This is a genomic window from Collinsella aerofaciens (assembly GCF_028207065.1).
Classification (GTDB): Bacteria; Actinomycetota; Coriobacteriia; order Coriobacteriales; family Coriobacteriaceae; genus Collinsella; species Collinsella aerofaciens_AR.
This window is the reverse complement of sequence record NZ_JAQLFP010000031.1, coordinates 1-26,716: the sequence shown is the minus strand read 5'-3', so window position 1 is coordinate 26,716 and position 26,716 is coordinate 1. Positions and strand designations below refer to the sequence as shown.

The following is a 26,716-nucleotide window of genomic DNA, read 5'->3' as shown; positions in this document are numbered from 1 at the left end:
TTCTGGGCCATACGCCACCACCGCCCTCTCGACTCGGATTCCTTGCGGCCTGAACAATCGCAAGTGTCCGGCGAGGGAGCGGCTTTGTAAAGCCGTTTGGCCCCACCCGCATAGCGGGTGGTTTCTGATGCGGCGCGCTGCGCGCCCCGCACAGGCTAAAGCCTGTAAATAAAAATACCCCCGATTCCAAGTGGAAATCGGGGGTATCTCATCGGGTGGCTTTCAAGCAGTTTGCAAAACTGCAGGTCGCAGACCTTCATTGCTAGTAGGAGAAATGAGTAGTCTCGGGTGGCTTGCCCATGAGTTGACGAATAAGTTGGAGCTTCGCCATTGGCTCAATCGCTTCGCGCGCTCGATAAACTTGTTTAGTAAAAGGCGGATCGGTCACCGATGGACGCACGACGAGAAACACGTACCTCCAGTGGTTCAAGCACGGCGCGCGTGAGGATCTCTGCAAGCAACCGCCTGGTACGCTACTGTTGCCAGCGTGGCTTAGCGGACTGGCGAATCCCGCCCCGTGCGCGTCATCATCCAATCAAATGCCCTGGCAAGCAGCAGCACCGCCAATCACACTACGTTCTTACGGCGCCCTCTGCGATAAAATTAGCGAATTGTGTTTTCACCTCGCAGCTACGGAGACATTAGATGATTACTCTGGACAATCTTCGCGACGCACTTAGGGCTCTGTGCTACGAGCCCTCGGGCGACGGCACCGTTTATCAGAAATCCTGGGAAGAGACCAGCGCGCAAATCACGGTCGATTTTTCCAAGAAACGCATCGGCTACCCGAAAGACCTGGGGTTCAAAGTCAACAAAGACACAACTTGTAACTTTTCCGATAACGAGAACTTCGTCGTACTCGCCTGCGTAACCATGCTCCTCGACAAAGGATATCGCCCCGAATCACTTGAGCTGGAGCGCGAATGGGCCCTTGGGCACGAACAAAAGAGCGGCCGCGCTGATATCTGCATTAATGACGAGAGGGGCGACACACTCGCAATCGTCGAATGCAAGACCCCTGGAACCGAGTTCAAAAACGAATTCAAGAACATGCAGTCAGACGGAGGGCAACTCCTCTCCTATTGGCAACAAGAGCGCGCGACTCGCTGGTTGGTACTCTTTGCATGCGATTTCATCAACAACGAAATCGTGCCAGACCAGGTTTCAATTAACTGCAGCGATGACGAGAACTTCATCGCGCTCGCCAAACGCGATGACACCATTGCGCTCTACCGCGACGCCCATACAGTGGAACAGCTCCATCAAGTTTGGACGGAAACGTACAACCAACAAGTCGAGGGAAACATCCTCTTTGGCGATAGGTCGACGGCATACCACCCGATGGTTCCTCCCCTTCTCAAGAAGGACCTTGTCGACTTCAGGGCCGAAGACAGCATCGTCAACCGCTTCGAGGAAATCCTCCGCCACAACAACGTCTCCGATAAAGAGAACGCCTTCAATCGCCTTATCGCGCTCTTTATCGCGAAGCTCCAAGACGAGCTCTCGAAAATGCCAACCCAGGAGATTGAGTTCCAATACCGCCAAGGACGCGACACCTACGAAACGCTCCAGGACAGGCTCCAGAGACTCCACTCAGACGGCATGAGAAAGCTCATGCGGGAAGAGGTCCTGTACGTTCCCAACGACTACGCCGAAAACCTCATAAGCAACTATACGGGCCAGCACCGCAAGAAGCTCATCGAGGAGCTGAACGGCACGCTGCGCAAGCTCAAGTTCTATACCAACAATGACTTTGCGTTCAAAGACGTCCACAACGAGGAACTCTTTCTTCAGAACGGCAAGGTACTCGTAGAGACGGTGCAACTTCTACAGCCGTATCGCATCGTAGGAACTCAAGACATTCAATTCTTGGGCGACCTCTTCGAACAGCTCCTTAATCAGGGCTTTAAGCAAAACGAGGGCCAATTCTTCACACCTGTGCCCATCACCCGTTTTATTTGGAAGTCACTCCCACTCGACAGCATCGTGCAGGACGAGGCTGGTGCCGTGCACTATCCACGCGTTATCGATTACGCCTGTGGCGCGGGGCACTTTCTCACAGAAGGATTCGAAGAAATCTCCGACGCCGCATGCCAATATGATCCGACCATAGAGGATGACCTCGGAGACGCCGACTGGGTCAGAGACAATCTCGTCGGCATCGAGAAGGACTATCGACTCGCTCGCGTTTCCAAGGTCTCGTTCTACATGCATGGCGCAGGGCAGAGCAACGTGGTCTTCGGCGACGGACTTGAAAATTATCCCGACAAGGGAATCGACAGCCGAACCGACAGGGGACGCTTCGACATTCTTGTCGCCAATCCCCCGTACTCTGTCGCGGCCTTCAAACCGCATCTCAAGCTTCACAACAACGAACTCAAAGTGCTGGAAACCATCAGCGATAGCGGCTCGGAAATCGAGACCCTCTTTGTCGAGCGTGCGGCACAGCTTGTTCGGCCCGGAGGCTACGCCGCCATCGTCCTCCCCACCTCGATCCTCGACAAGAGCACGAGCTCGAGTTTCATGGCCGCACGCGATGTGCTTTTGAGCTCCTTCGAGATCGTCTCCATCGCCAGGTTTGGATCAGGCACATTCGCGGCCACAGGAACAAACGTCGCAATTATGTTCCTACGTCGCTTTGACGAGATCCCGCCCCGCAATGCGAACGCACTTGATTTCGTTGACGCTGTTTTTGAGCGCAGGAAGCTCACTGGCTGGAGAGACGAAAGCGCTTTCAACGCTTATCTCGGCACAATTAATGTAGACGGAGATACTTACCGGGCTTTTCTCGCAGGAGAGGCTAACTGGAACGAATGGGCAAACACTCGCCACTTCAGCGTTTATTGCCATCTTTTCGAATCATCGAAGGAGCTCAAGACCCTTCGGAAGAGCAAGACTTGGAAGGCGGCCGACAAGAACTCACGGCTCAAAGCAGAGAACGAGCTGTTCTATCGCCATGCGCACAAGGAAGAGCGCAAACGCCTGCGCGTTTGGGGTCTCGTCTGCGGTGAACAGACGCTCATCATCAACTCACCTAACACGACCAAGGAAATCGCCTCTTTCCTTGGCTACAAATGGAGCAATCGCAAAGGCAACGAGGGGATACAGCCCATCGATGGTGAGGGCGTGCTCTATTCGGACAACGAATCGGACGACACGAACTCGCTAAGCGGCATCATCAGAGCATGGTTCTCCGGCGAGCAGGTTGAGCCCGGCGACCTTGCCCAGTACTACTACTATGCCAAGACCGCCGATTTCATTGACTTTGATGCCGATAAGTTCGACGAGACTCTTACGATTCCCCGCTCTTTCTACAAGCCCCGCTCGTTCGCCCAGGGCACCGTAGTCAAGACGCTTAGAGACATCACATCCTACGTTACCAACAGCGTGGCCCAGAGTTCCATCACCACCGACACTTACGTAACAACGGAAAACATGGTCAAGAACCGTGGCGGCATAACCACCTATAGTGGAGAGCTTCCGGCAAGTGCTGGCACCGCATACAAGAAGGGAGACACGCTCGTCTCCAATATTCGCCCCTATCTGCAGAAGATTTGGCTCGCAGACCGCGATGGGGCGTGCTCCAAGGACGTTTTGGTATTCCGAAGCATAAATACCGACAGCCTATTGCCCGAGTTTCTCCATCTGCTCCTGTGGCAGAAGGACTTCTTCGACTACGATATGTCCACCTTCACGGGAACCGGCAGGCCTCGCGGAGACAAGGATGAGCTGCTCAAATACCCCATCCCAGTCCCGACGCTCTCCGAGCAGAGAGCCCTCATCGACGATTTCAATCGCTTAACAGATGAAATCAATAGCAAACGACAGCAAATCGCCGCTCTCAAGGAGAGCGTCAAATCACGGTTTGTAGAGGTATTTGGCGATCCGGTCGATGGTAAAAAATGGCCTTTCGTTAGGCTTGAAGACCTCTGTACCAAGTTGGGTTCCGGAGCAACGCCACGAGGTGGCAAAACGGCATACAAGGCCGAAGGTGTTCCGCTGGTCAGAAGTACGAATGTTCACAACGGTCGTTTCGTGTGGAAGGACCTTGCTTGTATTGATGATGAACAAGCCGCAAAACTAGAAGGCGTCACGCTGATGAAGGGTGACGTGCTTCTGAATATTACTGGCGCTTCGGTTGCTCGTTCATGTCTTTTGCCAGATGAATTGGCTGGTGGACGTGTTAATCAGCATGTCTCAATTGTCAGAGTCGACCAAAAACGGATGCTGCCGGTGCTATTGAACACGGTGCTGATCAGCGATTCGTATCAGAGACTCCTGCTAAACGGCTCAAGAGCGGCTGGAGCAACAAGGGAGGCAATTACCAAAGAAGCTCTAAAGAGAATGACGGTTCCCTTGCCTCCCCTTGAGCTTCAGCAAGAGTTCGCCTCTTTCGTCGCTCAGGTCGACAAATCGCAATTTGCACTCGAGCAAGAGGTCGACGCCCTTTCCGCAGAGCGCGACGCCCTTCTAGACCGATTCCTCGCGTGATACGTTCCTCCCATCCATATCGGGATGGGAGGAACTGATGCACACGACGATCGAAATAGCAAACGCGGTTCTCACAAAAATGCAGGCACTCGTTAGCGGCGAAGTGCTTTCGTATCTCGAGAGCGTCCTTATGAGCGAACTCAGGGGCATCGAACTTGAAGTGAACGCGCTCAGCAATGTCGAAGACGAGGCCTCAAAGTACATGGAGCGATTCCTCGCAGCCAAAACCATCGAGGGATGCTCGCCTAAGACCATCAGGTACTACAAGGCCACACTTACAAGGGCGCTCGAAGCAATCAAAAAACCAATTGTCCGGATTAGTTCAGATGACTTACGAACATACCTGAGCGAATATCCCATGGGTAATAACGCAGGGAGCATCACCGTCGACAACGTCAGGCGCATCCTGTCGTCATTCTTCTCTTGGCTTGAAGACGAGAACCATATACTCAAAAGCCCTGCACGACGCATTAAAAAGATTCGCTCAAAGAGAACGGTCAAGTCCGTATATTCTGATGAAGAACTTATAGCCCTCACAGACGCCTGTTCTTGCAAGAGGGATCTGGCAATCATCAACCTTCTTAGTTCAACAGGGATGAGAATAGGCGAACTCGTCTCGCTCAATCGAGAAGACGTTGATCTAAATCGGCGAGAGTGCATTGTACTCGGAAAGGGCAACAAAGAGAGAGTCGTCTATTTTGATGCGACTACAAAGCTGCACCTAAACAACTACCTGCAAGAACGCAGCGATAACGTCGCCGCGCTATTCTGTAGTCTCACAAAGCCGAGTTCTAGGCTGCAAGTAAGCGGAGTCGAGCTCCGCCTTCGCTCCTTGGGAACAAAAGCAGGCGTCAAACACGTCCACCCACATAAGTTCAGGAGAACGCTGGCCACCAAAGCAATTGGAAAAGGAATGCCCATCGAGCAGGTGCAGAAGCTGCTTGGCCATCAAAAGATTGATACAACGTTGATGTACGCAATGGTCGATCAGGACAACGTAAGGGACTCTCATAGAAGGTATATCTGTTAAGTCAAATCACGGTTTGTCGAGATGTTTAGAACCAAGACACACGCATCATGGCCAATCGAAACAATCGGCAACTACAGCATAGAAATGCACTACGGCACTTCAGCAAAAGCCGGCGCCGATGGCGATTATGTCTACATCCGAATGAACAATATCACCGACGACGGCATCCTTGACCTAACCGATACAAAGCGAATCACCCTAAAGGGCCAAGCTCTCGAAAATGCTACCGTCCGCTATGGCGATATGCTTTTTAATCGAACCAACAGCATTGACAAGGTTGGGAAAACTTGCGTTTTTCATCAGTCAGAGACCATGGTTATTGCTGGGTACATCGTGTGCGTAAGGTTCGCTGACCACAGCTCTGCCGAATATGTATCTGGTTACCTGAATTCAAAGGAAGGAAAGCGAGTCCTTCGTAATATAGCGAAGGGAAGTGTCCATCAGGCAAATATCAGCGCAGCAGACTTGGCCGCTATTCCCATTGCAATTCCCCCGTTGTCCCTCCAACAGGAGTTCGCCGACTTCGCTGCCGAGGCGGACAAATCGCAATTTATCATCCACCAAGATCTTCACGGCTTTTGAAAAGACAGATAGTTACATGTCCAACGCTACAGAAGCCCGAGGACCGTCGCCTTTGATAGCATCTCGTAGGCTCGCGGATATGTCTCTTTGTCGCGCTCGGCCATAAATGCCCAGTTCGCCGTCACGTCAGCCGCCCTCACCATAGCCACCTTGGAGGAGTCGACATAGGAGACTGGAATCTTGGGCAGCCAGTCGCTAAATACAGGAGGGTAGGAGGTCTGCCACGTTGGGTTGAACATGCCGCAGCGCAGCTCCTCATCAACCGATTCTGCCAGGTTGTACTTTCCGTCGATCGAAGTCGAATGCTCGTCAACCACAACAGAAACTGCATCAACCTCGCTCGCGGCAATTCCCTGAAGCCTCAGCGCGTCAACGATGCCGGACTTCACGCCACGCTTTAGAGCGTAGTCAAGATACCTTTGCTTGCGCCTTTTCGAGCTTGAATTCTCAGAGCAACTGCAACACCCCTGAGTAGTGGACCTCGTAGGGCGTCCTGAACCCCAGGCGCTTGTGGGGCCTGCGGTTGATGGCATCGTACACCCGCTCGACCTCCTCGTCCGAGACCGCAGAGAAGCCGGTCCCCTTCGGGAAGTACTCGCGCAGCAGACCGTCTGTGTTTAGTCAAGCCTGATTTTCGGGTTGGGGCTGCGGTGGAAATCCTGGTCCTCTTTTGGTCCAGGATTTCCACCGCAGCCCCAACCCGTAAATTGAACGCTATCAAACACAGATGCCGTCGCGAAGTCGATGTCGCGCGTGACGCGGCCGTCGGGGATGCGCGCGAGCAGCCCGCTTCCGCCCTTGAGGATAAACCGGCCGTCGGGGTTGCTGAACACCCTGCGCAGGAACCGGTCGCGCAAAGCCCGACGACAGCCGTCCCCAGGGTCACCGCCCCTGTCGCGAACGGCCCTCTTCAGGGCCCTGTCGAGCTGACCGCCGTTCTCGTACGTCATTCTTCCCGCCTCCTAGCTAACGAATCGTACAGGCTGGCCCCCGCCGGCATCCCGGCTTTTGCCCCCCCGGCGTCGATTTTCTCCCTCAGCGCGCCCTCGTCTTCGACGAGGCCCCTTTCGAGCGCGTCCGCGAGCACGTTCGCGACCAGGCTCAGTTCCTCCCCGGAGTCTATCAGGTCCACCACCGTGAGCCAGGGCCTCGTCGCCGGGATGTCCGAGACGATCGCCACGTCCTTCGGGTCGAGGCGGCGCTTCCTGATGAATCAGGTTCGGGCGCTTAGTCTGCTTTCTCTCGGGCGTGCAGAACTCGTAGGGCGAGGGGCTGACCTCGCCGATGCCGTAGAGCCATGCAGCCGTCGCCCCCATGGCGACGGGGCGCCTCCCCGGGTCGATCGACAGTCAGGCCGCGAGGACGTCCTCCTCCCGCGTGCTCGGCGAGCCGCCCATGCGGTAGACGCCCTTCGCGAGCCTCTCTATGTTGCCGAGCCCTTCCCGCCTCGAGAGCGCGTACCGCTCGACGCCGAGCACCTTCGCCTGCACAGATGTGAAGAGCCCCCTTTGGGAAGAGGCGATGTCGTTGGTGGCTCGTATGACTTCGATTTATTCCATGCTTGCATTGTGGAAAATAATGCAACAATGCAAGCAATACGCTCAGAATACACGGCGTTATTCGGCGGCATTCGGGGTCACTGAAACTGCGGAAACCGATTTTCGCATTTCTTTATTCCCATTTGTTGACCTGGGCGAACGCAATTGAAGAGGGCTTGAATCCGCCTCGCAGTTTCAAGTCAGTTTCATCCGCTCGAAATCGGCCTTCGGGGGACCCGAATTGTGAATTATTCCCGCAGGGCCTAATTATTCCCGTACCGCCGAGTACTCCGTTGTACCGCCCAGTAGGGACACACGGGAATAATTGGGTCGTTTTCCCAGGTAGAGATGCAAAAAGAAAGCCCTCGAACCAAAGGGTTCGAGGGCTGTTATTCCCACTATTTCGCTGGTGGCTTTGGTTCTGTCGTCCCGTCATTCCAGTTGCACCCAGTTTTCGGCATCGACACGGAACGCGTGCCGCCGAATGACGCGATGTCGCGTCTCGTCGGCTTCGGGGACAAAAGCTGGGACAACTTCAAAAACTTTTTTCAAACTCAGGGCTTTGAGTTTTTGTTTTTGTCCCAAAGGAGCTTCCGGCCGTGATTCGGATGCCCGATTGGGCGGAATCGCCCGTTTCTGGAACTCAACCGCAGCATCACGCACAAGCCACTCGCAACAACTGCAAATGATTGGTCGAGGGCGGCTTCCAACGCGATTCCAAAGCCGCAGGTCAGGCGACTGCGCTGCTGGCAGGGAAAGGGAGTCGTATCAGGCGGCTTGCCCATGAGTCGACGATGAGGCCTTCACCGAATGTCGAGAACATGCTGGTAAAATAGGCAATACTTTTTATGACAGGAGAACGAGCATGGCCGAACCCCACGATAGGAAGCCGATCCTCACGATCGAGCAGCAGATAGAGCACCTCAAGCAGAAGGGCGTAGCCTTCGAGCTGTGTTCCGAGGAAGAGGCCGAGGACTACCTGCGCGACAAGTGCAACTTCTTCAAGCTCGCATCCTATCGCAAACTCTTCTCGAAATACGAGGGAGGCCCGCGCGACGGCCGCTACGTAGACCTCGACTTCGGCCAGCTACGCCTGCTCGCGGCGCTCGACCAGGAGCTACGCCACGCCCTGCTCGGCATGACGCTCGACATCGAGCACTTCCAGAAGGTGACACTGCTTCGCGAGATGGAGGACCGTGGAGAGGATGGCTACGCCATCGTGGCCGACTACATGGCATCGCTTACCACTGCAAACAGGGAGTACCGCCTGCGCGAGCTCAAGATGAGCGGCCGCAGCCCCTACAGCTCGAGCCTCTACGCGAAGTACTCCGGCGACATGCCTGCCTGGGCCTTCCTTGAGCTCACCTCGTTCGGCACCCTCATCGACTTCGTGCGCTTCTGCGCCAGGCGATGGGGCGACAGGCGCTTCGAGGCCTCCCACTACGACCTCAAGCGCGTGAAGTCCGTCCGCAACTGCGCCGCGCACGGCTCGTGCCTGATCAACTGCTTCGCCGAGAGGGGCGCCGCCCGGGGCTCGGCGTCCAGTGGCGTCTCCCGAAGGGTCGCCGCCGTGGGAATCCCCAAGGCGACCAGGAGGAAGTGGATGGGGAATACGGCCATGCAGGAGGTCGCGACCGTGCTCGTGGCGCACTCCGGCTTGGTACCCGAGGGCTCCTCGCGCTCGCGCGCCGCATCCGAGCTCGCCGAGATGTTCGCCAGGGCCGACGGAGAAACCGAGGCGCTGCCCGACAAGGGGCCCGACGCCGCAGCTCGCTCCGCGCTCGAGTTCCTTCGCAGGTTGACAGAATCGCTCGGGTTGGTAGAATAGCCTGCAGATAGCAAAACCTTCACGGTTTTAGGGGCGGACTTGCGCAAGCGACTCTGCCCTATTTTTATATTCACTCGCTATAAGAGACGGGTGATACCTGGGTCAATGACAGAACTGAGAAGCCCGGAATAATGGAGCCAGTTAGAAACCCTCGGGTTTGCGGGGCGGGATCGTGAGAGCGATTCTGCCCTATTTTTTCCTCCGTCTGCCCCAAACCAAGTATTTCGAAGATAGCCTGTAGGTGTCCTCCTGGGCGCCTTTTATTTTCAGGGAATCAGCCGCTTCATGAACGAGCGACCGGCTTGACCTAGATCGAACCGCCTTCATCTCCGCCTAGGCGCCGGCGATCAACATCGTAAATCCGCGCGTGCTACAATGCGGGCATCAGAGATGAAAACACAGTCCCCGTCGGGTAGTCGTGGGCGTGCGGGAGTCCGCATCAGTAACCTGCCTCCTTGGTTGTCCCTTCTCTGCATGGTCATCTACATAAAGGAGGAACCAACCATGCAGATCAGCGTGTCATCCACCCTGACCGTATATCACGACAGCCAATTCTGGGTCGGGCTGGCGGAGCATGTCGAGGACGGCAGATACGGCGCCGCCCGCATCGTCTTCGGCGCGGAACCGTCCGATGAGGAAATCCTGCGATTCGTTACAAGCAAATGGGCGGAGCTCGCGTTCTTCGGTGACGATCCCGCCGAGGCGAGCAAGCCCGCGAGGAACCCCAAGCGCCGCGCCCGCGAGGCGTCGAAGGCCCTTAAGCAGCCGGCGATGGGCACCAGGGCGCAGCAGGTGCTCGCGAGTCAGCGGGAGACAATGAAACGGGAGTCAGCCCGCGCAAGAAGCCAACGCCGCGCGGATGAGGCGGAGGCGCGCTTCGAGCAGCGAAAGCTGAAGCGCAAGCAGAAGCATCGCGGGCATTGATCGCCATGTGCAGCAAGGCAAACCATATACAGCAGTGGGGCCAGTTCCACTTGAAGCCGACGCCGCGTAGACGCTGATGGTGACGGCTATGCACGGGCACGGGCGCGCCGCCGCACTTCACAGCTTGTTTCTCAAGTATTTGGGACGCACACACGGCGTTCAAAAATGCGGAGCGACTCTGTATGGCTCGAGACTGAGCCGAGGTGCCCTACTTCTCGCCCTCCAGCAGCACCACGATGCGGTCGATGTCGACGGCAAAGCGAGGCCTTCCCTCCTGCTCGTAGCGGTCGAGGTATGCCTGGCACTCTGAGACAATGCGCTTGGTGCTGCCGTCGATGATGCGTTGGAGCGTCTCGTAGTAGGCCGAGCCCTCGGTCCTGAAGCGGCGCTGGTAGGCCTGGTTATGGGGAACATCTTGATGTAGTGGATGCCGTGGCGGCAGTTGGGGCGCGTCGTGGGGCGGGGTGGCAACGCAAAGTACTGGTCTTTGGGCACGTTAGGGGCGATGTTGGAACGCAGCGGCACGGCGAAGTCCCTGCGCTTCCCGCGGAAACGCAGCCTCACCACTACGATGCAGGGACGATTGTGCTTAAGCATGAGCTCGCGGTCGCCCTCGGCGTGGACGAAGAAGTCCTGGGGATGGATACAATCTTCATCGGTTACGCCCCCTTCATACGAAGCGGGGCCCGCATCGCTGCGGGCCCCTACAGGTGGGCGATATTCTACGCTTTGCGGCACCCCATCGCCCACGGAGGTTAAACGTACACGTAAGCCGTACTCTGAAAGCCGCAGCTTCCGGCAAGTAGTTTATACCACGAGAGGTCGCTTTCAATGCGCATAGCTCGCAAAATAGCACTCGCTGGGCCGTCACCCCTGGCCGTTACCCTCCAATCTTCATTAAAGTCAGCAGGTCAATTCATATAGTCATGGGGATTTATCCTAAAGGGAATCAAATTTTTACCCCCATAACTAAGGAATTTTCTATTCCCACTCAATGACTAGAGCCCTGGTGTAATTGGCTGGATCACCGTTCCGGGAACCGGTATCGACCTACCTGTCCGCCAAGCTCCTTCTTCAGCTCCAGCCTAGTATCTGACTCGCGCTGTTATAAGCAAAAACCGAAGAGATGCATCTTAGCCAAGAAAAAAGGTTAGCATTATCTTACTGTATGATTCGTGTGTTATAGTTAGATGGCTCTAACTGTTTGGGGGCGATAGCCATGCACGAACGCAAGGGCTTCTGGGACAAGAATGCCGGTCGGTACGACCGTTTCATGCGAAAGGACCGGGCGGCGTATGAGAAGATGTATGGGCTGATCCGGCCGGTAGTGAAAGCAAAAACCGTACTGGAGGTTGCCACCGGCACGGGGCTTATCGCAAAGAGCATCGTGAATGCGGCGGCACACATCGAGGCTACGGACGCTTCTGCAAAGATGATCCTTGAAGCAAAACGGGACATTCAATCCGCAAAGCTGCACTTTTCCGTACAAGATATGTTCCACCTGCCCTATGCACAGAAGTCCTTCGAAGTGGTGATTGCGTCCAACGCGCTTCACATAGTGCCGCATCCGGAAAAGGCCCTGCAAGAAATCAGGCGGGTGCTGAAGGACGACGGCGTGCTCATCGCGCCAACCTTCACCCACGCGGAGAACTCGGTTTCCGGCAAGGCAAAAGCCTTTTTCATGAGTATGGCGGGATTCCCCCTCCACAGCAGGTGGACAAGCGAGGAATACCTACGTTTCCTGCGTCAAAACGGCTGGGCGGTGCAGAAAAGCGCGGTGTTGAAGGCCTCGTTCCCGTTGACCTATGCGGAATGCACAAAATCGGAGGGGGCAGATGTCGTTCTTTGAAAACACCCGCAAGCCCGTGGGCCTCGGCGGAAAACTTATGGTTGCCATGATGAACCTGGGCCACAGCCCTGTGGCGCGGTGGGGACTTCGATTTCTACGACTTGCGCCAAATGCCAAGGTGCTGGATTGCGGCTGCGGCGGCGGGGCGAACATAAAACGGCTGCTGAAAAAATGCCCGCATGGCGTCGTCAAGGGCGTCGACTATTCGCCCGTCAGCGTGGAGAAGACTAGAAAGCTCAACCGAATTGCAATTCAGGAGGGGCGTTGCGCCGTTCTGCAAGGCAGTGTGGCGGATATGGTGTTTGAGGATAGCTACTTCGATGCCGCCACGGCCTTTGAGACCGTCTATTTTTGGCCTGATTTGCCCCGATGCTTCCGTGAGGTCTGGCGGACGCTGAAGCCAGGCGGGACAATTCTCATCTGCAACGAGAGCAATGGCGATACGGACAAGGACGAGAGGTGGACGCAGATCATCGGCGGCATGACCATCTATAAGGACGTTGAATTAAAGGCATGTCTGGAGCAGGCGGGTTTTCACGAGGTGCAGATACGCAAAAAGAAAAGGTGGCTCTGCGTCACGGCGCAGAAGTAAGGGCATCAAGCACGGGCATTTTTCATCCATCCTGCACATGGCGATAGGCATGACGGTCATAGCGGCTGTGCTGGCGGCAATTATGACAGTTTTTATTCACTGAGGAAGAAACCTATGAAATGTAAAATTGAGAAAAACACCGTGCAGGAGACGCTGATCCTCCCGCTGTATTCCCGGAAGCTGTGTACGGAGTTGTACCCGAACCTTTACAAGGATGAAACAGCGGTTCGTCTGCTCGGCCAGATCGACTACGACTTTTCAGAGGCAGAGAAAAACTCCCGCAGCCTGATGCAGCGCTTTGGTGCGCTGGAGGTGGCCATGCGGCAGGGTGATCTTGCTTTCGAGGTGCGGGATTACCTGAAAGACCACCCCAATGCGGCGGTGGTCAATCTGGGCTGCGGGCTGGACAACACCGGCAGAACCTGCGACAACGGTAGATGCAAGATCTACAATCTGGACTTCCCGGATGTGATTGCCTTGCGGCAGCAGCTGCTGCCCGCCGGGGATCGAGAACAAAATATCCCCTGCGACCTGAAAGACACCGCATGGTTTGGCAAAATCGATGCCTCCGGCGGGGCGGTGTTCTTTGCCTCCGGAGTGTTCTATTACTTTCTGACCCAGCAGGTCCGGGAACTGGTGCGGGGGATGGAGGACGCTTTCCCCGGCGGTGTGCTGGTGTTTGATGCGGCGAACCGAACGGCGGTAAAGATGATTGCCAAGACATGGCTCAAGAGCGCGAAGATCAAGGATGTGGGCGCGTATTTCGCGGTTTCCGACGCTCCCAAAGAGATTAGTGCGTGGGATAGCCGCTTGCAGGTCACCAGCCGGGGCTACATGCTGGGTTACAACGATTTGAGGGACTCTTCTGTCAGCGGCTTTTTCCGGTTTCTCGCAAGGGTCGGTGACAACGGGATGAAAATGCAAATCGTGAAAATAAGATTTTGAGAGGCAAAAACGAAGCGCATTCACTTTGACGTCGAAGAAGACGGCTTTTACGGCGCATATTGGGCGTGCAGGGACACGCATACAGCAGCGGGCACGGATTCAATTGAAACCGTGCCCGCTATCTGATACTATAGCATTTTATCGAACGTCTGTTCTATTCCCACTCGGTGGTTATAGTTTTGCCGTCTCGTCACTCCAGTTGCACCCAGTTTTCGGCGGCATCTCGAAGTGAGTGTCGCTGAATGACGCGACGTCGCGTTTCATCGGCTTCGGGGACAAAAGCTGGGACAACTTCAAAAACCATTTTCAAACTCAGAGTATTGAGTTTTTATTTTTGTCCCAAGGGGCACGGAGAGCCGCCTTTGGAGGCTCGATATCGCCGAAAACGCCCGTTTTGAAACTCAACCGCCTTTGAGCCTGCAAGCCACCAGCTTCAACAGTAAGTGAGTCGACGCGGGTGGCTTACGAGCCGTTCACAAAACCGCAGGCCACAGGTCTTTGTCAACGATAAGCAAAGTGAATAGTCTCAGGTGGCTTGCCCATGAGTTGGCGTAAGCCTGTTTAGCAAAAGGCTAATCGGACACGACAGGCCGCCCGCATGGCGACGGCGTTTCCCGTGCGGGCACAAACAGCCCTGCGTGCCCTGTCGCGCGATATCCCAATGCGACGTTCAGAACCCTACCCGCCAAGCAGCCACCTCGCGAAATTCAGCACGAGCACGCCCTCCCGGGTATGGGGCTCATGCCTCGTGCGAGTGATGAGAATCTTCGGGAATGCATCCCCGATGGATAGAATCGGCGCAATCTCCCTCTCGAGCGTCGAATCGGCGCCGATATCGTCGCTCACATACACTCTCCTTCCCGGTTTCGAAACCTGGAAGGCAGTATGCGCAAGGATGCGTCGAGGAGCGATCCCAGTCGTACCATGCCAGCAGAGATGTCGAGGCACATTCGTTCATACTGCAATGCGGGCATCGGAGATAAAAAACAGCTCGTCGGGTAGTCATGGGCGTGCGGGAGCCCGCATCAGTAACCTGCCTCCTCGGTTGTCCCTTCTTTGCATGGTCGTCTACATAAAGGAGGAACCAGCCATGCAGATCAGCATGCTTGCCCTTCTTGGGTCACGGACCGGGGAGGCGAGGGCCTCCGTCGGGACCGCCCTAGCAACCGGCATATCCAAGGAATGACAAGGCTCGATCGCTGTGCTGGTCAGGATGCCGAAGCGGGCCGTCCGCCAATCGGAATGCGGGTCAGGATGCTGCAACGTGATTCCAGCTGCAGGATACGGCTCCTTTGCGGTTGCCGCAAAACCTGCTGGCAACATTCTTACTATCCGAATGATGTACGCATCCCTTGGGATCGTTTCGCCTGACCAGGGCCATCTTCAGCGCCTCATCGGCCAGCTCGGCAGGCGCCTCTTCCACGCGTAATAGCCCTGGCGGGTCACCTATGCAACCAAAGATACAAAAGGGATCGAATGGCCAGAAAGGATTGTCCTTGCCGACAGGCAATCCTTGACAAACGAGCTTCAGCCTCCTTAAAATTGCGTGGTTTGCCGAACTGAGTCAGCGAAGGAGGGGTGTCGTGGTTGGTCTTTTCCGCACGTGGATGAGCGCCTAAAAAGCGGCGCTGTTATGGCGTCGCGCTGTTTTGCACGCCATTCCACGATTGGACATAACCATGATGTTTGAAACCTCTCGGCGCAGGTCTGTTTCGCTGTGCCATTCATGGCAATTTAAGATTTGTTTCGTATGGGGCGGGGAGCTCGTGTCGACATTGACGAGCTCGATTCTCCAAATGGGTCTCATTTGGCATATCGCCCTCACGACAGGATCATCTTCCCTCCTCTCCCTGGCATCGTTAGCAGGCTTTCTGCCGATTGCTTTGTTCGGAGTCCTTGCGGGCGCCGTTGTCGACAGACTGCCTTTGAAACGTGTTCTCATCGGCGCCGACCTCTTCGTTGCCGCGGTGGGCGCCGCCTTGGCGATTGCCTCGTTGGCCGGCAGCTTACCTGCGTGGTCAATACTCATCGCCCTGCTTCTCCGCGCAGCTGGCACTTCGTTCTACACGCCGGCCTCCCAATCCCTCACGCCCCATCTCGCCCCGCCAGAGCATCTCGTTCGCCTATCGGGAGTGATGCAAGCGATTCAGTCCGCCGGATACATTCTTGGCGCCGCGCTCGCGGCAGTGATTTATCCTGTGGCGGGCATTACCGCCATGATTGCCCTCGACGTGCTGGGGGCGCTTTTCGCTTCTCTAGCTGTCCTCGCCGCTCAGATAGACGCAGGAGGACTCGACGAAGCCGACCGCAGCTCGTCCTTTTCCAATAAAGTTCGAGAACTTTTCTCTGAGATTTCGGACGGCTACAAGCTGATCAGGGGATACAGGGGGCTGTTCGCCCTTCTTTGGTGCGGGTTCGTCTTCGCTTTCGCGTTCTCCCCACTCGCGGCATTGTTCCCAATAATGACCTTGGGACATTTCGGCGGTAGCACGGGGGATGCTGCTTTGGTGGAGGTCCTTTTCTCCGCAGGCATGCTGGCTGGGTCCGGCATTTTGGCGGCCACGGGAGGGTTCCGCAATAGGTCGCTCACCATGGTCGCCGTGATCGCCGGCTTCGGCGTCGTCGCAATCGCATCCGGATTGCTCGGCCCGTCGCTGTTCGCCGCTTTCCTACCGGCGAGCTTTCTTATGGGCGCATGCTCCCCGCTGTACGCGGGAACCCAGACTGCCCTTATGCAGGAGCAGATACCTCCTGAGTACCTAGGCCGCGTTTTTGGTCTCTATGGAACCATTATGGCGTGGGCCATGCCCATGGGCCTCGCAGCCCCTCCGTTTTTGCGGACCTGCTCGGAGCTCCGTTGTGGTCCGTCGGTTCTGGAGCGACCATGACACTGCTTACGTTGGCGATGCTTCTCGCTCCAAGCGTCCGAAACGTGGGGAAAAAAGATTCCGGGCAGATTCAATAGCCCAAGCATTCGAAAAAAGAGGCGGCGGCCATCGGTTCGCGCGTCAGCCTTCAAGCCCTTGCGACGACGAGGTATTGCGCCGACATCCCACATCGCGCTCCTTATTCGCCGCCAACTATCATTTTCGGATTTGCCGGCTTGCGCAAGGCCAAAACGCTCACGCCGGCGATCGGGCAAAGGCGAAAAATCGACGTGAACGATTCTTTATTGGCATGGCTGCGCTTCCAGAAAACGACAATACACAAAAGGTGGTTCAACTTATGGAACTCATAGTCAAAGCTAAAGACATCTTTTTGGAATATGCCGGCCGCGATATTCTGGACATCGAAGAATTGGAAATCTACCCCTACGATCGCATCGGCTTGGTAGGAGACAACGGTGCAGGCAAAACCAGCCTGCTAAAAATCCTGAGCGGCAATCTAACCATTGCGGACGCCGACGTCAGGCGCTTCGGCAGCATTGCCCTCATCGGCCAGCTCGACGAACTCGACCTTGATGCGGCTCAGGACAACGGCGAGATGCTCTCCCGTCTCAACGTCGCCGAAGTGGCGCAGGAGACGATGAGCGGCGGGGAGGAAACACGCGCCAAGATTGCCTCTGTGCTCTCCCAGCATGCAAGCGCGATCTTCGCCGACGAGCCTACGAGCCACCTCGACCAAGACGGCATCCGCCTTCTCGTCGGACAACTCAAGGCATTTGATGGGGCCCTGCTCATCGTGAGCCATGACCGTCATTTTCTCGACCAGGTGGTAGACAAGATCTGGGAGCTCAAAGACGGCGGTATTTCCGAATTCTGGGGTGACTACTCCGACTATCTGCGACAGAAAGAAGAAGAGCGCAAAGCTCAGGCGACTCGATACGAAGAGGCGATGCGCGAGCGCGATCGCCTCGAAGCCGCCATCGAAAAACAGCGGAAAAAAGCACGGCAGGTCGACGCCAAGCGGAAGGGTGCGAAAAAAAGCAGCGAGTATGCAGGTCGCTTGGGGCATCAGAAAACAACCGGCACCAAGCAGAAGAAAATGCATCAGGCAGCTAAGAACATGGAGAAGCGCCTCGAAGCGCTCGAAGGGATCGAGGCCCCAGATAGCATTCGCGCCGTGCGCTTCCGCCAGAGCAAGGCCCTGGAACTGCACAGCAAATTTCCCATCTCGGCAGATGATTTCAGCTTGAGCTTCGGCAACTGCGTGCTCTATGACCACGCGAAATTCGAGATACCGCTCGGTGCCAAAGTGGCCATCACCGGTGGCAACGGCACAGGAAAGACCAGCCTGCTGAAGGCAATCGTTCGACGCGCCGACGGTATCAACATCTCTCCCAAAGCAGAGATCGGCTACTTCGAACAGACAGGTTACAAGTTCGACGCCCGCCAGTCTGTGATCTCGTTCATGCAGAATGGTTGCGAGTACAGCATGACCGAAATTCGAGGCATCCTCGCCTCTATGGGAATCGGACCGCGCGACCTGACAAAGGACGTTGGCGTTCTCTCGGGAGGCGAAGTCATCAAGCTGCTACTCGCGAAGATGCTGCTGGGCAGATACAACATCTTGCTCATGGACGAGCCTGGAAATTACCTGGACATCAAGAGCGCCGAAGCCCTCGAGCAGATGATGAGCGCCTATGCCGGAACGATAGTGTTCGTCTCCCACGATAAGAGGCTGGTCGAGAACGTCGCAGACATTGTCTACGAAATAAAGGACACCAAGCTAGTCAAAATCTTTCAGCGCGAATAGCCCTAAATGAGCAGGAAATAATCCCCGAACGGAGACAAGGGAGTAAAACGGCAAAGAAAGAGCCTCCGTCCCAACGCAGGGAACGGAGGCTCTTTAATCGCTTTTACTCATCTCCGTCGCTGGTGGCTTTGTCATGACTCTCGTACGAAACGAAACTCAGCGGCACAGTGCAGCACTCAAAAGTGCAGGTCAGAACCCTGCCAGCCTACTCCCACTCAATCGTCGCGGGCGGTTTGGACGTGATGTCGTAGCACACACGGTTGGCGCCGGGGACCTCGGCAACGATGCGGCCGGAAATGCGGGCCAGCACGTCGTAGGGCAGCTTGGCCCAGTCGGCGGTCATGGCATCGCTGGACTCGACGGCGCGCAGGATGATCGGGCGCTGATAGGTGCGCTCGTCGCCCATAACGCCAACGGACTTAATGTCGGGCAGGACCGCGAAATACTGCCAGCAGCTGTGCTCGGAGTTGCGCTCGCCGGTCTGCTCAAACAGACGCTGGTTGTAGACATCGAGCTCCTCGCGCACGATAGCGTCGGCGTTCTTGAGGATCTCGAGCTTCTCCTTGTCGACCGCACCGATGATGCGGATGGCCAGACCCGGGCCCGGGAAAGGCTGGCGGAACACGATGCGACCCGGCAGGCCCAGTGCCAGACCAAGCGCGCGGACCTCGTCCTTAAAGAAGTGATCAAGCGGCTCAATGAGGTCGAAGTGCACGCCCTCGGGGAACGGGATCAGGTTGTGGTGGCTCTTGATGGTAGCCGTCTTGCCGCCCGTCTTGCGAGCGCCGGACTCAATGATGTCGGGGTAGATGGTGCCCTGAGCCAAGTACTTGACCGGCTTGCCATCGGTCTCGAGCTGCTGCGCCACGGCGAAGAACTCTTTCCAGAACTGCGTACCGATGATGCGGCGCTTCTCCTCGGGCTCGGTCACGCCGGCCAGAAGCTCGGCATAACGGTCCTCGGCGTGGACGTGGATAAAGTCGACGTCAAACTGCTTGGTGAAGACCTCCTCCACCTGCTCGGGCTCGCCCTTGCGCAGCAGGCCGTGGTTGATGAACACGCAGGTCATCTGCTTGCCCACGGCGCGAGCGCCCAGCGCAGCCACGACGGAGGAGTCGACGCCGCCGGACAGGGCCAGAATCACGCGGTCGTCGCCGACCTTCTCGCGGAACTCGGCTGTCATGGTCTCGACCAGGTTATCCATGCTCCAGTTGGGCTCCAGGCCGCAGATCTCAAACAGAAAGTTGCTCAGCAGCTGCTGACCGTACTCGGAGTGCTTGACCTCGGGGTGGAACTGCGTGGTGAAGATCTTGCGCTCGACGCACTCCATGGCGGCAACCGGGCACACGTCGGTGCTGGCGGTAACGGTAAAGCCCTCGGGTACCTCGGACACGGCGTCGCGGTGGCTCATCCACACGGTCTGCTCCATAGGCGTGGAGTTAAAGAGCTTGGCGCCGGCCGTACGCGTGATGGTGGCGCGGCCGTATTCGCCCACCTCGGAGTGACCGACCTTGCCGCCGAGCGTCACGGCCGTGATCTGATGGCCGTAGCAAAAGCCCAGAACGGGAAGGCCCAGGTCAAAGATGGCGGGATCGATGGACGGAGCGTCCTCGGCATACACAGAAGCCGGGCCGCCAGAGAGGATGAGCGCAGAGGCGTTCATTTCGCGAATCTCATCGGCCGAGATGTCGCAGGGAACGATCTCGGAATACACGTTGAGGTCGCGGACGCGACGGGCAATGAGCTGACCGTACTGCGCACCAAAGTCGAGTACGAGGACCTTTGCGGAAGCCTTTTGATCCATGGTTTCCCCCTCTTGTTGGCGGGGAGCCTGTGCCCACCCGCGCGAATAAACGAAAACAGCTTACATAGTGTACACGTTATATGGGGTTTCTCGTCCCTCGCAGCCATCAGCGCACGGCAAACGCACGACCGGGGCCTATTTGACGGCAATTGAAGTGTTACCAAACGTTACAGATGATGTAATACGTTTGAACATTGGACGCCCTGTGCCACAATACTGCCGAACGACTCCGCCTCTGCGGCGGCAAATACGATAGGAATACCAGCATGAAGCGCATCCTTCTCATCGCCACGGGCGGCACCATCGCATCGACCGAGGACGGCAACGGCCTCTCCCCCGCCCTGACCGGTGAGGAGCTCGCCCAGAGCGTCCCCGAGATCTCGGGCCTCTGCGAGCTCGACGTCGTGCAGCCCATGAACATCGACAGCACCAATATGCGTCCGAGCGACTGGATGCGTATCCGCGACGTCATCGTCGAGGGTTATGCCGACCACGACGGCTTCGTGATTCTGCACGGCACCGACACCATGAGCTACACCGCGGCGGCGCTTTCCTATCTGATTCAGGACAGCCCCAAGCCCATCGTACTCACCGGCTCGCAAAAGCCCATGGGCAATCCCTTTACCGACGCCAAGCTCAACCTGTACCAGAGCCTGCTCTATGCGCTCGACGAGCATTCGCACGACGTCTCGATTGTCTTTGGCGGCGTAGCCATTGCCGGCACGCGCGCCCGCAAGCAGCGCACCATGAGCTTTAACGCGTTCATTAGCGTCAACTATCCGCCCATTGCCTATATCCGCAACGACCGCATCGTTCGCAACGGACTCCACGGCACTCACCAGGACGAGAACCCGGTTCGTTTCTACGACAGCATCGACCCGCGCGTATTTGTCCTTAAGCTGACACCCGGCGTGAACCCGGGTATCCTGGACGCTCTTGCCGATAGCTACGACGCTGTGATTCTGGAGACCTTTGGCATTGGCGGTATCCCCGAGTTTGGTGAGTCGGGCGAGTCGTTCCAAGAGGCAATTTTCCGCTGGGTCGATTCGGGTCGCACTGTCGTTATGACCACGCAGGTCCCCGAAGAGGGCCTTGACCTGGGTGTTTATGAGGTCGGCCGTGCCTACGCCGATCATCCGGGCATTTTGCGCGGCGACGACATGACCACCGAGACGCTCGTGGCCAAAACCATGTGGGCACTCGGCCAGTCACGTGATGCGGCCGAGATTCAGCGCCTGTTCTACAGCCAAGTCAACCACGACCGCATCCCGATGGCGTAATCCCTAAGGCAGCTCCACTTATCGCAGCCTTAAACGACAGGTGGTCCCCCTCGGGCCGTGCAAAAATCGGAGTATTCTGCAATTTCTCCTCCGGAGGCATAGAATCGGCCGATTATTAGACGAACTTTTAGGACGAAGGGTCCGTCTAGTAAATATTTATTCCTCATTTTTATTTAGAGTGTGGATTATCTACTGTCAAAAAGGCAAAGCCAGCCGCTCGAGCTACCATCTACGGCCGAACTGGTGCTGAATACTCGCGATTTTGCACATCGCAACCAGGGGGACCCGCCCAAAGAGCGTCAAATACAGCGGGGGAACGCCCTATTCGATGCCCTCGAGAAGCTCTGACACCGTCATGCCGAGTGCGGGTGCGATCTTAAATAGAACCTTGAGCGTGAAATTTGCCGTCCCATCTTCGATTCGGTCGAGGTAGGGTCGGCTGATTCCTGTCGCCACACAAAAATCAACCTTGGAGATACCAAGGTCCCTGCGTGTCTCTTCGACCCGCCTGCCAAGAATCTGTTTAGCACGTTCGTCCATGCAGACGAGTTTGAAATGGAGCCGAACATAAACGTAAACTATAGTTTACGTTTTGCCGAATACACAGGAGTTTTCTATGTCGGGTTCTTCGGTCCGCACGTACCGAGCCACGCTTCGCACAAACAGCGCACCGCCCAAGCTCGTCGTCGTTGAAGCAGAATGTCTTTCGCCCGATGAGCGCACAGCATTTGCATTGCTATCAAGTCGCGTCGCCGCCGTTCTGGTCCCTTGCCCGGCGCAAGGCGAACTTGCCATCCAATGCCAAGCGCACAGCTGCTCGCTCAATCAGGCTGCCGTAATCGCAACCAGCCAACGCAGTCTGCCCCTTCTCCTGGAAGCCGGTACCGCGCTCACCCTTCGCGGCGCCGGATACGAAAACGAGGCCGCCGCCGACATGGTCTTTAAACCACGATCGAGCGGCGGCCTCGCAGCAGCCATTGAATATGCGTGCAGGCTCGTTGCCTAGAAGAACAAGTTAGAAACCAAAGCCAAAGCCCGTTCCGGTAATAGCCGAGTACATAAAGTAAACGTTAACCACGTTGAGGAACACACCCGTGATGCAACCGTTGCGCAGGTAGCGTTCGCACACGATACGCGCCATGGCGGCGGAGTCATCATTGTTTTTAGCCTGGCGTCCTGCCGTAAAGTACGTCGCCACGCTCAGCAGCAGGTTGAGCACCGGCAGTGCCAGCAACTCGTAGCTCTTGCCCCAGCGCGTCGCCTCGCCGGCGGCATTAAACTTTGTTGCCACCTCGGGACCGATGTTGGGGATAACACACGCTGCGACCACCAGTGGAATCACCGCAAGCACGAGCAGCGCAATACCCATGTAGCCGGCTTTTTTGCCATATTTAAACATGTGCGTCGTCCTTACACGTTAAAGCGGAAGTGCACGACGTCGCCATCGGCCATGACATAGTCCTTGCCCTCAATACGCAGCTTGCCGGCGGCCTTGGCGCCCTGCTCGCCGCCGAGCTCGATGTAGTCGTCATAGCCAATGACCTCGGCCTTAATAAAGCCGCGCTCAAAGTCGGTGTGGATGACACCGGCAGCCTGCGGGGCGGTCGCACCCTGACGTACCGTCCAAGCCTTGACCTCCATCTCGCCGGCCGTAAAGAACGACTGCAGGCCGAGCAGCTTGTAAGCGGCCTGCGCGAGCACGTCCAGACCGGGCTGTTCCAGGCCTAAGCTCTCCAGGTAGTCGGCCGCATCCTCGGGATCGAGCTCGGAAAGCTCGGCCTCGATCTTGGCGCAAATCGGCAGCGGCTTGACGCCATCGATGGGCGCCAGATCGTCGTTAAGCATATCCTCGTCCACGTTGGCCACATACAGGATGGGCTTCATGGTGAGCAGGAACAGGCCCTTGGCGGCGGCGCGCTCCTCATCGGTCATCTCCATGGACGCGGCGCGCTTGCCCTCGTTGAGCCAGGCAAGCAGACGCTTGGCGACCTCAAACTTGGGCATGAGCTCCTTGTCGCGCTTGGCCTCCTTCTCGAGCTTGGGCAGCTGCTTCTCGAGCGTGCCCATGTCGGCCAGGATGAGCTCGGTCATGATGGTGTCGGCATCGCCAGCGGGATCGACGAACTCGCCGGTGCGGCCCACCTCACGCATGACGTTGGGGTCCTTAAAGTAGCGCACGACCTCGCAGATGGCGTCGGTCTCGCGGATGTTTGCCAAGAACTGGTTGCCCAGACCCTCGCCCTCGTTAGCGCCCTTCACCAGACCTGCGATGTCGACGAACTCGACCGTAGCCGGCACAATGCGACCCGGGTTGACGATGTCGGCGAGCTTTTGCAGGCGGCTATCGGGCACATCGACGATACCCACGTTGGGGTCGATCGTGGCAAACGGGTAGTTGGCGGCAAGGCCGGTCTTTTTGGTAAGCGCGGTGAACAGCGTCGACTTGCCCACGTTGGGCAGGCCCACGATACCGATGGAAAGGGACACGACAGCTCCTTTTGATACAGGTACTTCAAACTGCATAAGTATAGCGCCGCCGCAGCATCCAGGCGAACCCGGGCGCCACGGCGGCGCAAATGAAGCAGAGATTGGGGTCGCCGACTAGTCTGCGAGCTTTTCCACCTGGTCGAGCACCTTGTTGAGCTTTTCCTTTGCCTCGGCCTTGACCTTCTCAGCTTCTTCGTGAGCCTTCGCCTTCTGGGCGGCCTTTTCCTCGGCTTCGGGGTCGACGACAACCAAGTTGGACGCATCGTGTTCGACCAGCTTGAGCGCATGTTCGGGACAAACCTTGACGCAGGCTCCGCAACCCAAACAATACGTGGACTCCAACGCAAAGCGGCCGCTTCCCACCAAATCGCAGGCGAACGTGGGGCATACATTGACGCACTCGCCGCACGACGTGCACTTGTCAAAATCGCACTCCGGCGTGCTCACCTGCATGTTCTGGGCAAGCTCGGGGTGGTTTTGCAGCGTCGAGAGTACCAGCTGGCGCCCATGGGTGAGCGAGCGGCGACGCTTGGTCGTCGTGGTACCGCACATGGTGTTGAGTGTGCGCTCCAGCTGGGTAATCTGATGGCGATGGGCTTTGAGCTTCTGCGTCACCGAAGCCAGTGCCGCCGTCGCCGGGTTGAGCTTTGTCACGGTAAGGCCCGTGGTACGGGCGATCTTTTCCATGTATTCCTTGCGCTCGTACTCGCGGCGCTTATGGCATTTGAGGCTCTTGGGGTCGACCTCCAGGCCCATACCCGTACCAGCCCATTCCTCGGCCTTCGCAATCGCCTCGCCCAGCATGTCCTCGCCACCGGTGTTGCGGCATTTATCGCACACGCCCAGCGGCAGATACACACTCACGTTGGGATAGTCGGCCAGTACCGAGAACCAGGTCTCGGCTGTAATATCGCCCACGCAGGCTACGACGACCTCGTTCTCGCGCGGCATGCGCTTAAGGGCACGCGTGCAGGTAACGTAGGCGGTCTCGTGGCTCGTAGCTGCCGAGACAATGTCGTCATACAGGTTTTTGGGCGCCAGGCGCGGCGAGATGATCGCCTCAGTCGGACAGGCAGCGGCGCACAGGCCACACTTGCGACAGGAATCGAGGATCTCGATGGCATCTTCCTCGACCTCGATGGCGTTGACCGGGCACACGTCCATGCACGCGGTGCAGCCACTCTTTTCGTTTTTGCAGGTCAAGCACGGAATGGTGTTGCCGCGCGGACGCTCCTTGTAGTCAGCAGGATTCCACTGCGGCGCCGACGGATCGAGCGCATCGGTCACACCGCCAAGCGGGTTTTTAAGAAAGTCGAAACCCTTGCTGATCTCGATAATGTCATCAAACAGATCGTGTTCCTGCGCCATGCGCGGCCCCTCCCTGAGCAGTGCAAACAAGCAAGAGATAATGATACGCTATCGGCCCACGCCTCGGGCAAATTACACGCGGAGCATCTTTGCGGCAAATAGCCCATGGCCTATCGCCGCCTCGATTGCACAAGGCCAATCAAGCGCCAAACTATGCCTCGCGCATGAGCTGCACGAGCTTTTGTTTGGTCACCTTGGCCTGCTCGTTGGCCATGTTACGCTCGTTCTTAAAAGTTGCGTCCGCAACGCTCAGCAGATCGGCATCGGAAATCTCGCCAAGGCCCAGCTCCTCGAGCGTCGTCGGCAGACCGACGCGCCGGCAAAACTCGAGCACCTGATCAAGCTCGGGCGCACGCTCCAGGCGCAGCTGCACCACCAGGCCAAATGCCACGGCCTCACCATGCATGGCCTTGCACTCGGGCAGAATCGTCAGGCCGTTGGCGATGGCATGGGCAAGCGCTAGGCCACCGCTCTCAAAGCCAACACCCGAGAGCAGAATATTGCACTCGATCAGGCGCTCAACCGCCGGCGATATACGGCCCTTTTTGAGATCGCGCTTGGCAGCGACGCCGCACTCCATGAGTGTGTCATAGCAGGCACGAGCCGCAACCAGGGCCAAGTGCCCCGGCGTGCCACCGTGCTCGTTGGCGCCGTGCGCCGCGGCGCACGAACGCGCCTCGAAGTACGTTGCCAGCGCATCGCCCATGCCAGCGACCGTCATACGCAGTGGGGCCGCCGCGACCACGTTGGTATCGACCACGACCAGATCTGGATTCTTCTCGAGCATCAGGTAGCGGTCGAACGACCCATCCTCGTGATACAGCACCGAAATCGCACTGCACGGACCGTCCATCGAAGTCGCCGTGGGGCATACGCACAACGGCAGCTCAGCATAAAACGCAACGGCCTTTGCGATATCGAGCATCTTGCCGCCGCCAATGCCCACCACCATGTCGCAATACTCGGCCTGGGCTTCCTTGGCCATTTCGACAACGGCATCTTCCGTACACGGACCGTTGTAAATCTTAAAGAACGGCTCGCTTAGATCTTCATCCAGAAATCCATCGACGATCTGCCTGCACAGCCGATCCTCGGCGCCCTGGTCAAACAAGACATAGGCAGCGCAGCCCAACCATGACAAATACCTGCCCTGACGCGAAAGTTCGCCCGGCCCCTGAACATACCGGCCGGGACCGCCGTAAACCATAGGAAGCGCCATACGAGAATCCGCCCTTCATCAAACAACGATTGGTGCAAAGTAACCTGACCCCTTTGCACCAACTTGGTGCGATGGGGTCAGGTT

The 26,716-nt window shown here is 57.1% G+C and carries 24 protein-coding genes and 1 pseudogene; 12 read left to right on the top strand and 13 right to left on the bottom strand.

Translation table 11 applies throughout. The features are described 5' to 3' along the window. The first annotated feature begins 645 nt into the window (after positions 1-645). From PMX72_RS08770 to PMX72_RS08760, 3 genes are read left to right on the top strand one after another with little or no spacing between them, the layout of a single operon-like run. Entirely contained in the window at positions 646-4,491 is a 3,846-nt protein-coding gene (locus PMX72_RS08770; RefSeq protein ID WP_271729909.1) for an N-6 DNA methylase, read from the top strand. 37 nt (positions 4,492-4,528) lie between these two features. Then, on the top strand, positions 4,529-5,521 hold the full coding sequence (gene xerA, locus PMX72_RS08765; protein ID WP_117583305.1) for a site-specific tyrosine recombinase/integron integrase: 993 nt from the start codon (positions 4,529-4,531) through the stop codon (positions 5,519-5,521). Positions 5,522-5,542: 21 nt separating this feature from the next. Next, positions 5,543-6,103 (top strand): restriction endonuclease subunit S, encoded by a 561-nt coding sequence (locus tag PMX72_RS08760; RefSeq protein ID WP_118065718.1) that lies wholly within the window; start codon positions 5,543-5,545, stop codon positions 6,101-6,103. A gap of 26 nt (positions 6,104-6,129) precedes the next feature. On the opposite strand, the gene PMX72_RS08755 is transcribed toward PMX72_RS08760, so the two are convergent. The 6 genes and pseudogenes from PMX72_RS08755 to PMX72_RS08730 all read right to left on the bottom strand — a co-directional run bounded on the left by PMX72_RS08755 (position 6,130) and on the right by PMX72_RS08730 (position 8,304). After that, a complete protein-coding gene (locus PMX72_RS08755; protein ID WP_117583307.1) occupies positions 6,130-6,492 on the bottom strand; it encodes a hypothetical protein in 363 nt (120 codons plus the stop codon). Between the two features lie 58 nt (positions 6,493-6,550). Beyond that, positions 6,551-6,721: pseudogene (locus tag PMX72_RS08750) on the bottom strand (IS30 family transposase); the annotation flags it as partial. Then, positions 6,721-7,053: a nucleotidyl transferase AbiEii/AbiGii toxin family protein gene (locus PMX72_RS08745; RefSeq protein WP_117583308.1), complete on the bottom strand. Its 333-nt coding sequence runs from the start codon at positions 7,051-7,053 to the stop codon at positions 6,721-6,723. The gene PMX72_RS08745 and the pseudogene PMX72_RS08750, both read right to left, overlap by 1 nt. Then, positions 7,050-7,283, bottom strand: coding sequence for a hypothetical protein (locus PMX72_RS08740; RefSeq protein WP_271729439.1), 234 nt, complete (start codon positions 7,281-7,283; stop codon positions 7,050-7,052). Before PMX72_RS08740 ends, PMX72_RS08745 begins: the two co-directional genes overlap by 4 nt. Positions 7,284-7,452: 169 nt before the next feature. Further along, a complete protein-coding gene (locus PMX72_RS08735; RefSeq protein WP_255413609.1) occupies positions 7,453-7,626 on the bottom strand; it encodes a type IV toxin-antitoxin system AbiEi family antitoxin domain-containing protein in 174 nt (57 codons plus the stop codon). A 447-nt stretch (positions 7,627-8,073) separates the two neighbouring features. Next, entirely contained in the window at positions 8,074-8,304 is a 231-nt protein-coding gene (locus PMX72_RS08730; protein ID WP_128619958.1) for a hypothetical protein, read from the bottom strand. A 202-nt stretch (positions 8,305-8,506) separates the two neighbouring features. On the opposite strand from PMX72_RS08730, the gene PMX72_RS08725 reads away from it, so the two are divergent. The 5 genes from PMX72_RS08725 (at position 8,507) to PMX72_RS08705 (ending at position 13,779) form a co-directional block, all read left to right on the top strand. Beyond that, positions 8,507-9,469: an Abi family protein gene (locus tag PMX72_RS08725; protein ID WP_117583312.1), complete on the top strand. Its 963-nt coding sequence runs from the start codon at positions 8,507-8,509 to the stop codon at positions 9,467-9,469. Positions 9,470-9,973: 504 nt separating this feature from the next. Next, positions 9,974-10,393, top strand: coding sequence for a YjdF family protein (locus tag PMX72_RS08720; RefSeq protein ID WP_271729438.1), 420 nt, complete (start codon positions 9,974-9,976; stop codon positions 10,391-10,393). Between the two features lie 1,219 nt (positions 10,394-11,612). Then, complete coding sequence (locus tag PMX72_RS08715) at positions 11,613-12,242, top strand: class I SAM-dependent methyltransferase (RefSeq protein ID WP_271729437.1); 630 nt, start codon at positions 11,613-11,615, stop codon at positions 12,240-12,242. Further along, a complete protein-coding gene (locus PMX72_RS08710; protein WP_271729436.1) occupies positions 12,229-12,834 on the top strand; it encodes a class I SAM-dependent methyltransferase in 606 nt (201 codons plus the stop codon). Before PMX72_RS08715 ends, PMX72_RS08710 begins: the two co-directional genes overlap by 14 nt. A 114-nt stretch (positions 12,835-12,948) precedes the next feature. Next, entirely contained in the window at positions 12,949-13,779 is an 831-nt protein-coding gene (locus PMX72_RS08705) for a class I SAM-dependent methyltransferase (protein ID WP_271729435.1), read from the top strand. A gap of 678 nt (positions 13,780-14,457) precedes the next feature. On the opposite strand, the gene PMX72_RS08700 is transcribed toward PMX72_RS08705, so the two are convergent. After that, positions 14,458-14,625, bottom strand: a complete 168-nt coding sequence (locus PMX72_RS08700; protein ID WP_157966984.1) for a hypothetical protein — start codon at positions 14,623-14,625, stop codon at positions 14,458-14,460. Positions 14,626-15,458: 833 nt separating this feature from the next. On the opposite strand from PMX72_RS08700, the gene PMX72_RS08695 reads away from it, so the two are divergent. Beyond that, positions 15,459-16,667 carry an MFS transporter gene (locus tag PMX72_RS08695; protein ID WP_271729434.1) on the top strand — a complete coding sequence of 403 codons (1,209 nt, stop codon included), beginning with the start codon at positions 15,459-15,461 and terminating at the stop codon, positions 16,665-16,667. Positions 16,668-17,004: 337 nt separating this feature from the next. Continuing rightward, positions 17,005-18,474 (top strand): ribosomal protection-like ABC-F family protein, encoded by a 1,470-nt coding sequence (gene abc-f / locus PMX72_RS08690; protein WP_271729433.1) that lies wholly within the window; start codon positions 17,005-17,007, stop codon positions 18,472-18,474. Between the two features lie 205 nt (positions 18,475-18,679). On the opposite strand, the gene guaA is transcribed toward abc-f, so the two are convergent. Further along, positions 18,680-20,278, bottom strand: a complete 1,599-nt coding sequence (guaA, locus tag PMX72_RS08685) for a glutamine-hydrolyzing GMP synthase (RefSeq protein WP_271729432.1) — start codon at positions 20,276-20,278, stop codon at positions 18,680-18,682. A gap of 266 nt (positions 20,279-20,544) precedes the next feature. Between guaA and PMX72_RS08680 the strand changes: the two genes are divergently transcribed. Then, positions 20,545-21,558 carry an asparaginase gene (locus PMX72_RS08680; RefSeq protein WP_089572789.1) on the top strand — a complete coding sequence of 338 codons (1,014 nt, stop codon included), beginning with the start codon at positions 20,545-20,547 and terminating at the stop codon, positions 21,556-21,558. A 321-nt stretch (positions 21,559-21,879) separates the two neighbouring features. On the opposite strand, the gene PMX72_RS10320 is transcribed toward PMX72_RS08680, so the two are convergent. Beyond that, positions 21,880-22,098: a helix-turn-helix domain-containing protein gene (locus tag PMX72_RS10320; protein ID WP_035136926.1), complete on the bottom strand. Its 219-nt coding sequence runs from the start codon at positions 22,096-22,098 to the stop codon at positions 21,880-21,882. Positions 22,099-22,174: 76 nt separating this feature from the next. Between PMX72_RS10320 and PMX72_RS08675 the strand changes: the two genes are divergently transcribed. Next, a complete protein-coding gene (locus PMX72_RS08675; protein ID WP_271729430.1) occupies positions 22,175-22,564 on the top strand; it encodes a hypothetical protein in 390 nt (129 codons plus the stop codon). A 9-nt stretch (positions 22,565-22,573) separates the two neighbouring features. On the opposite strand, the gene PMX72_RS08670 is transcribed toward PMX72_RS08675, so the two are convergent. The 4 genes from PMX72_RS08670 to PMX72_RS08655 all read right to left on the bottom strand — a co-directional run bounded on the left by PMX72_RS08670 (position 22,574) and on the right by PMX72_RS08655 (position 26,632). Continuing rightward, the gene (locus PMX72_RS08670) at positions 22,574-22,957 is read right to left on the bottom strand and encodes a DUF1648 domain-containing protein (protein ID WP_117628884.1); all 384 of its coding nucleotides are present in this window, start codon (positions 22,955-22,957) and stop codon (positions 22,574-22,576) included. Between the two features lie 11 nt (positions 22,958-22,968). Then, complete coding sequence (gene ychF, locus PMX72_RS08665) at positions 22,969-24,045, bottom strand: redox-regulated ATPase YchF (RefSeq protein ID WP_035136922.1); 1,077 nt, start codon at positions 24,043-24,045, stop codon at positions 22,969-22,971. 114 nt (positions 24,046-24,159) lie between these two features. Beyond that, positions 24,160-25,413 carry a 4Fe-4S binding protein gene (locus PMX72_RS08660; RefSeq protein WP_117786453.1) on the bottom strand — a complete coding sequence of 418 codons (1,254 nt, stop codon included), beginning with the start codon at positions 25,411-25,413 and terminating at the stop codon, positions 24,160-24,162. A gap of 151 nt (positions 25,414-25,564) precedes the next feature. Further along, complete coding sequence (locus PMX72_RS08655; protein ID WP_117786454.1) at positions 25,565-26,632, bottom strand: glycerol dehydrogenase; 1,068 nt, start codon at positions 26,630-26,632, stop codon at positions 25,565-25,567. Between the last annotated feature and the right edge of the window lie 84 nt (positions 26,633-26,716).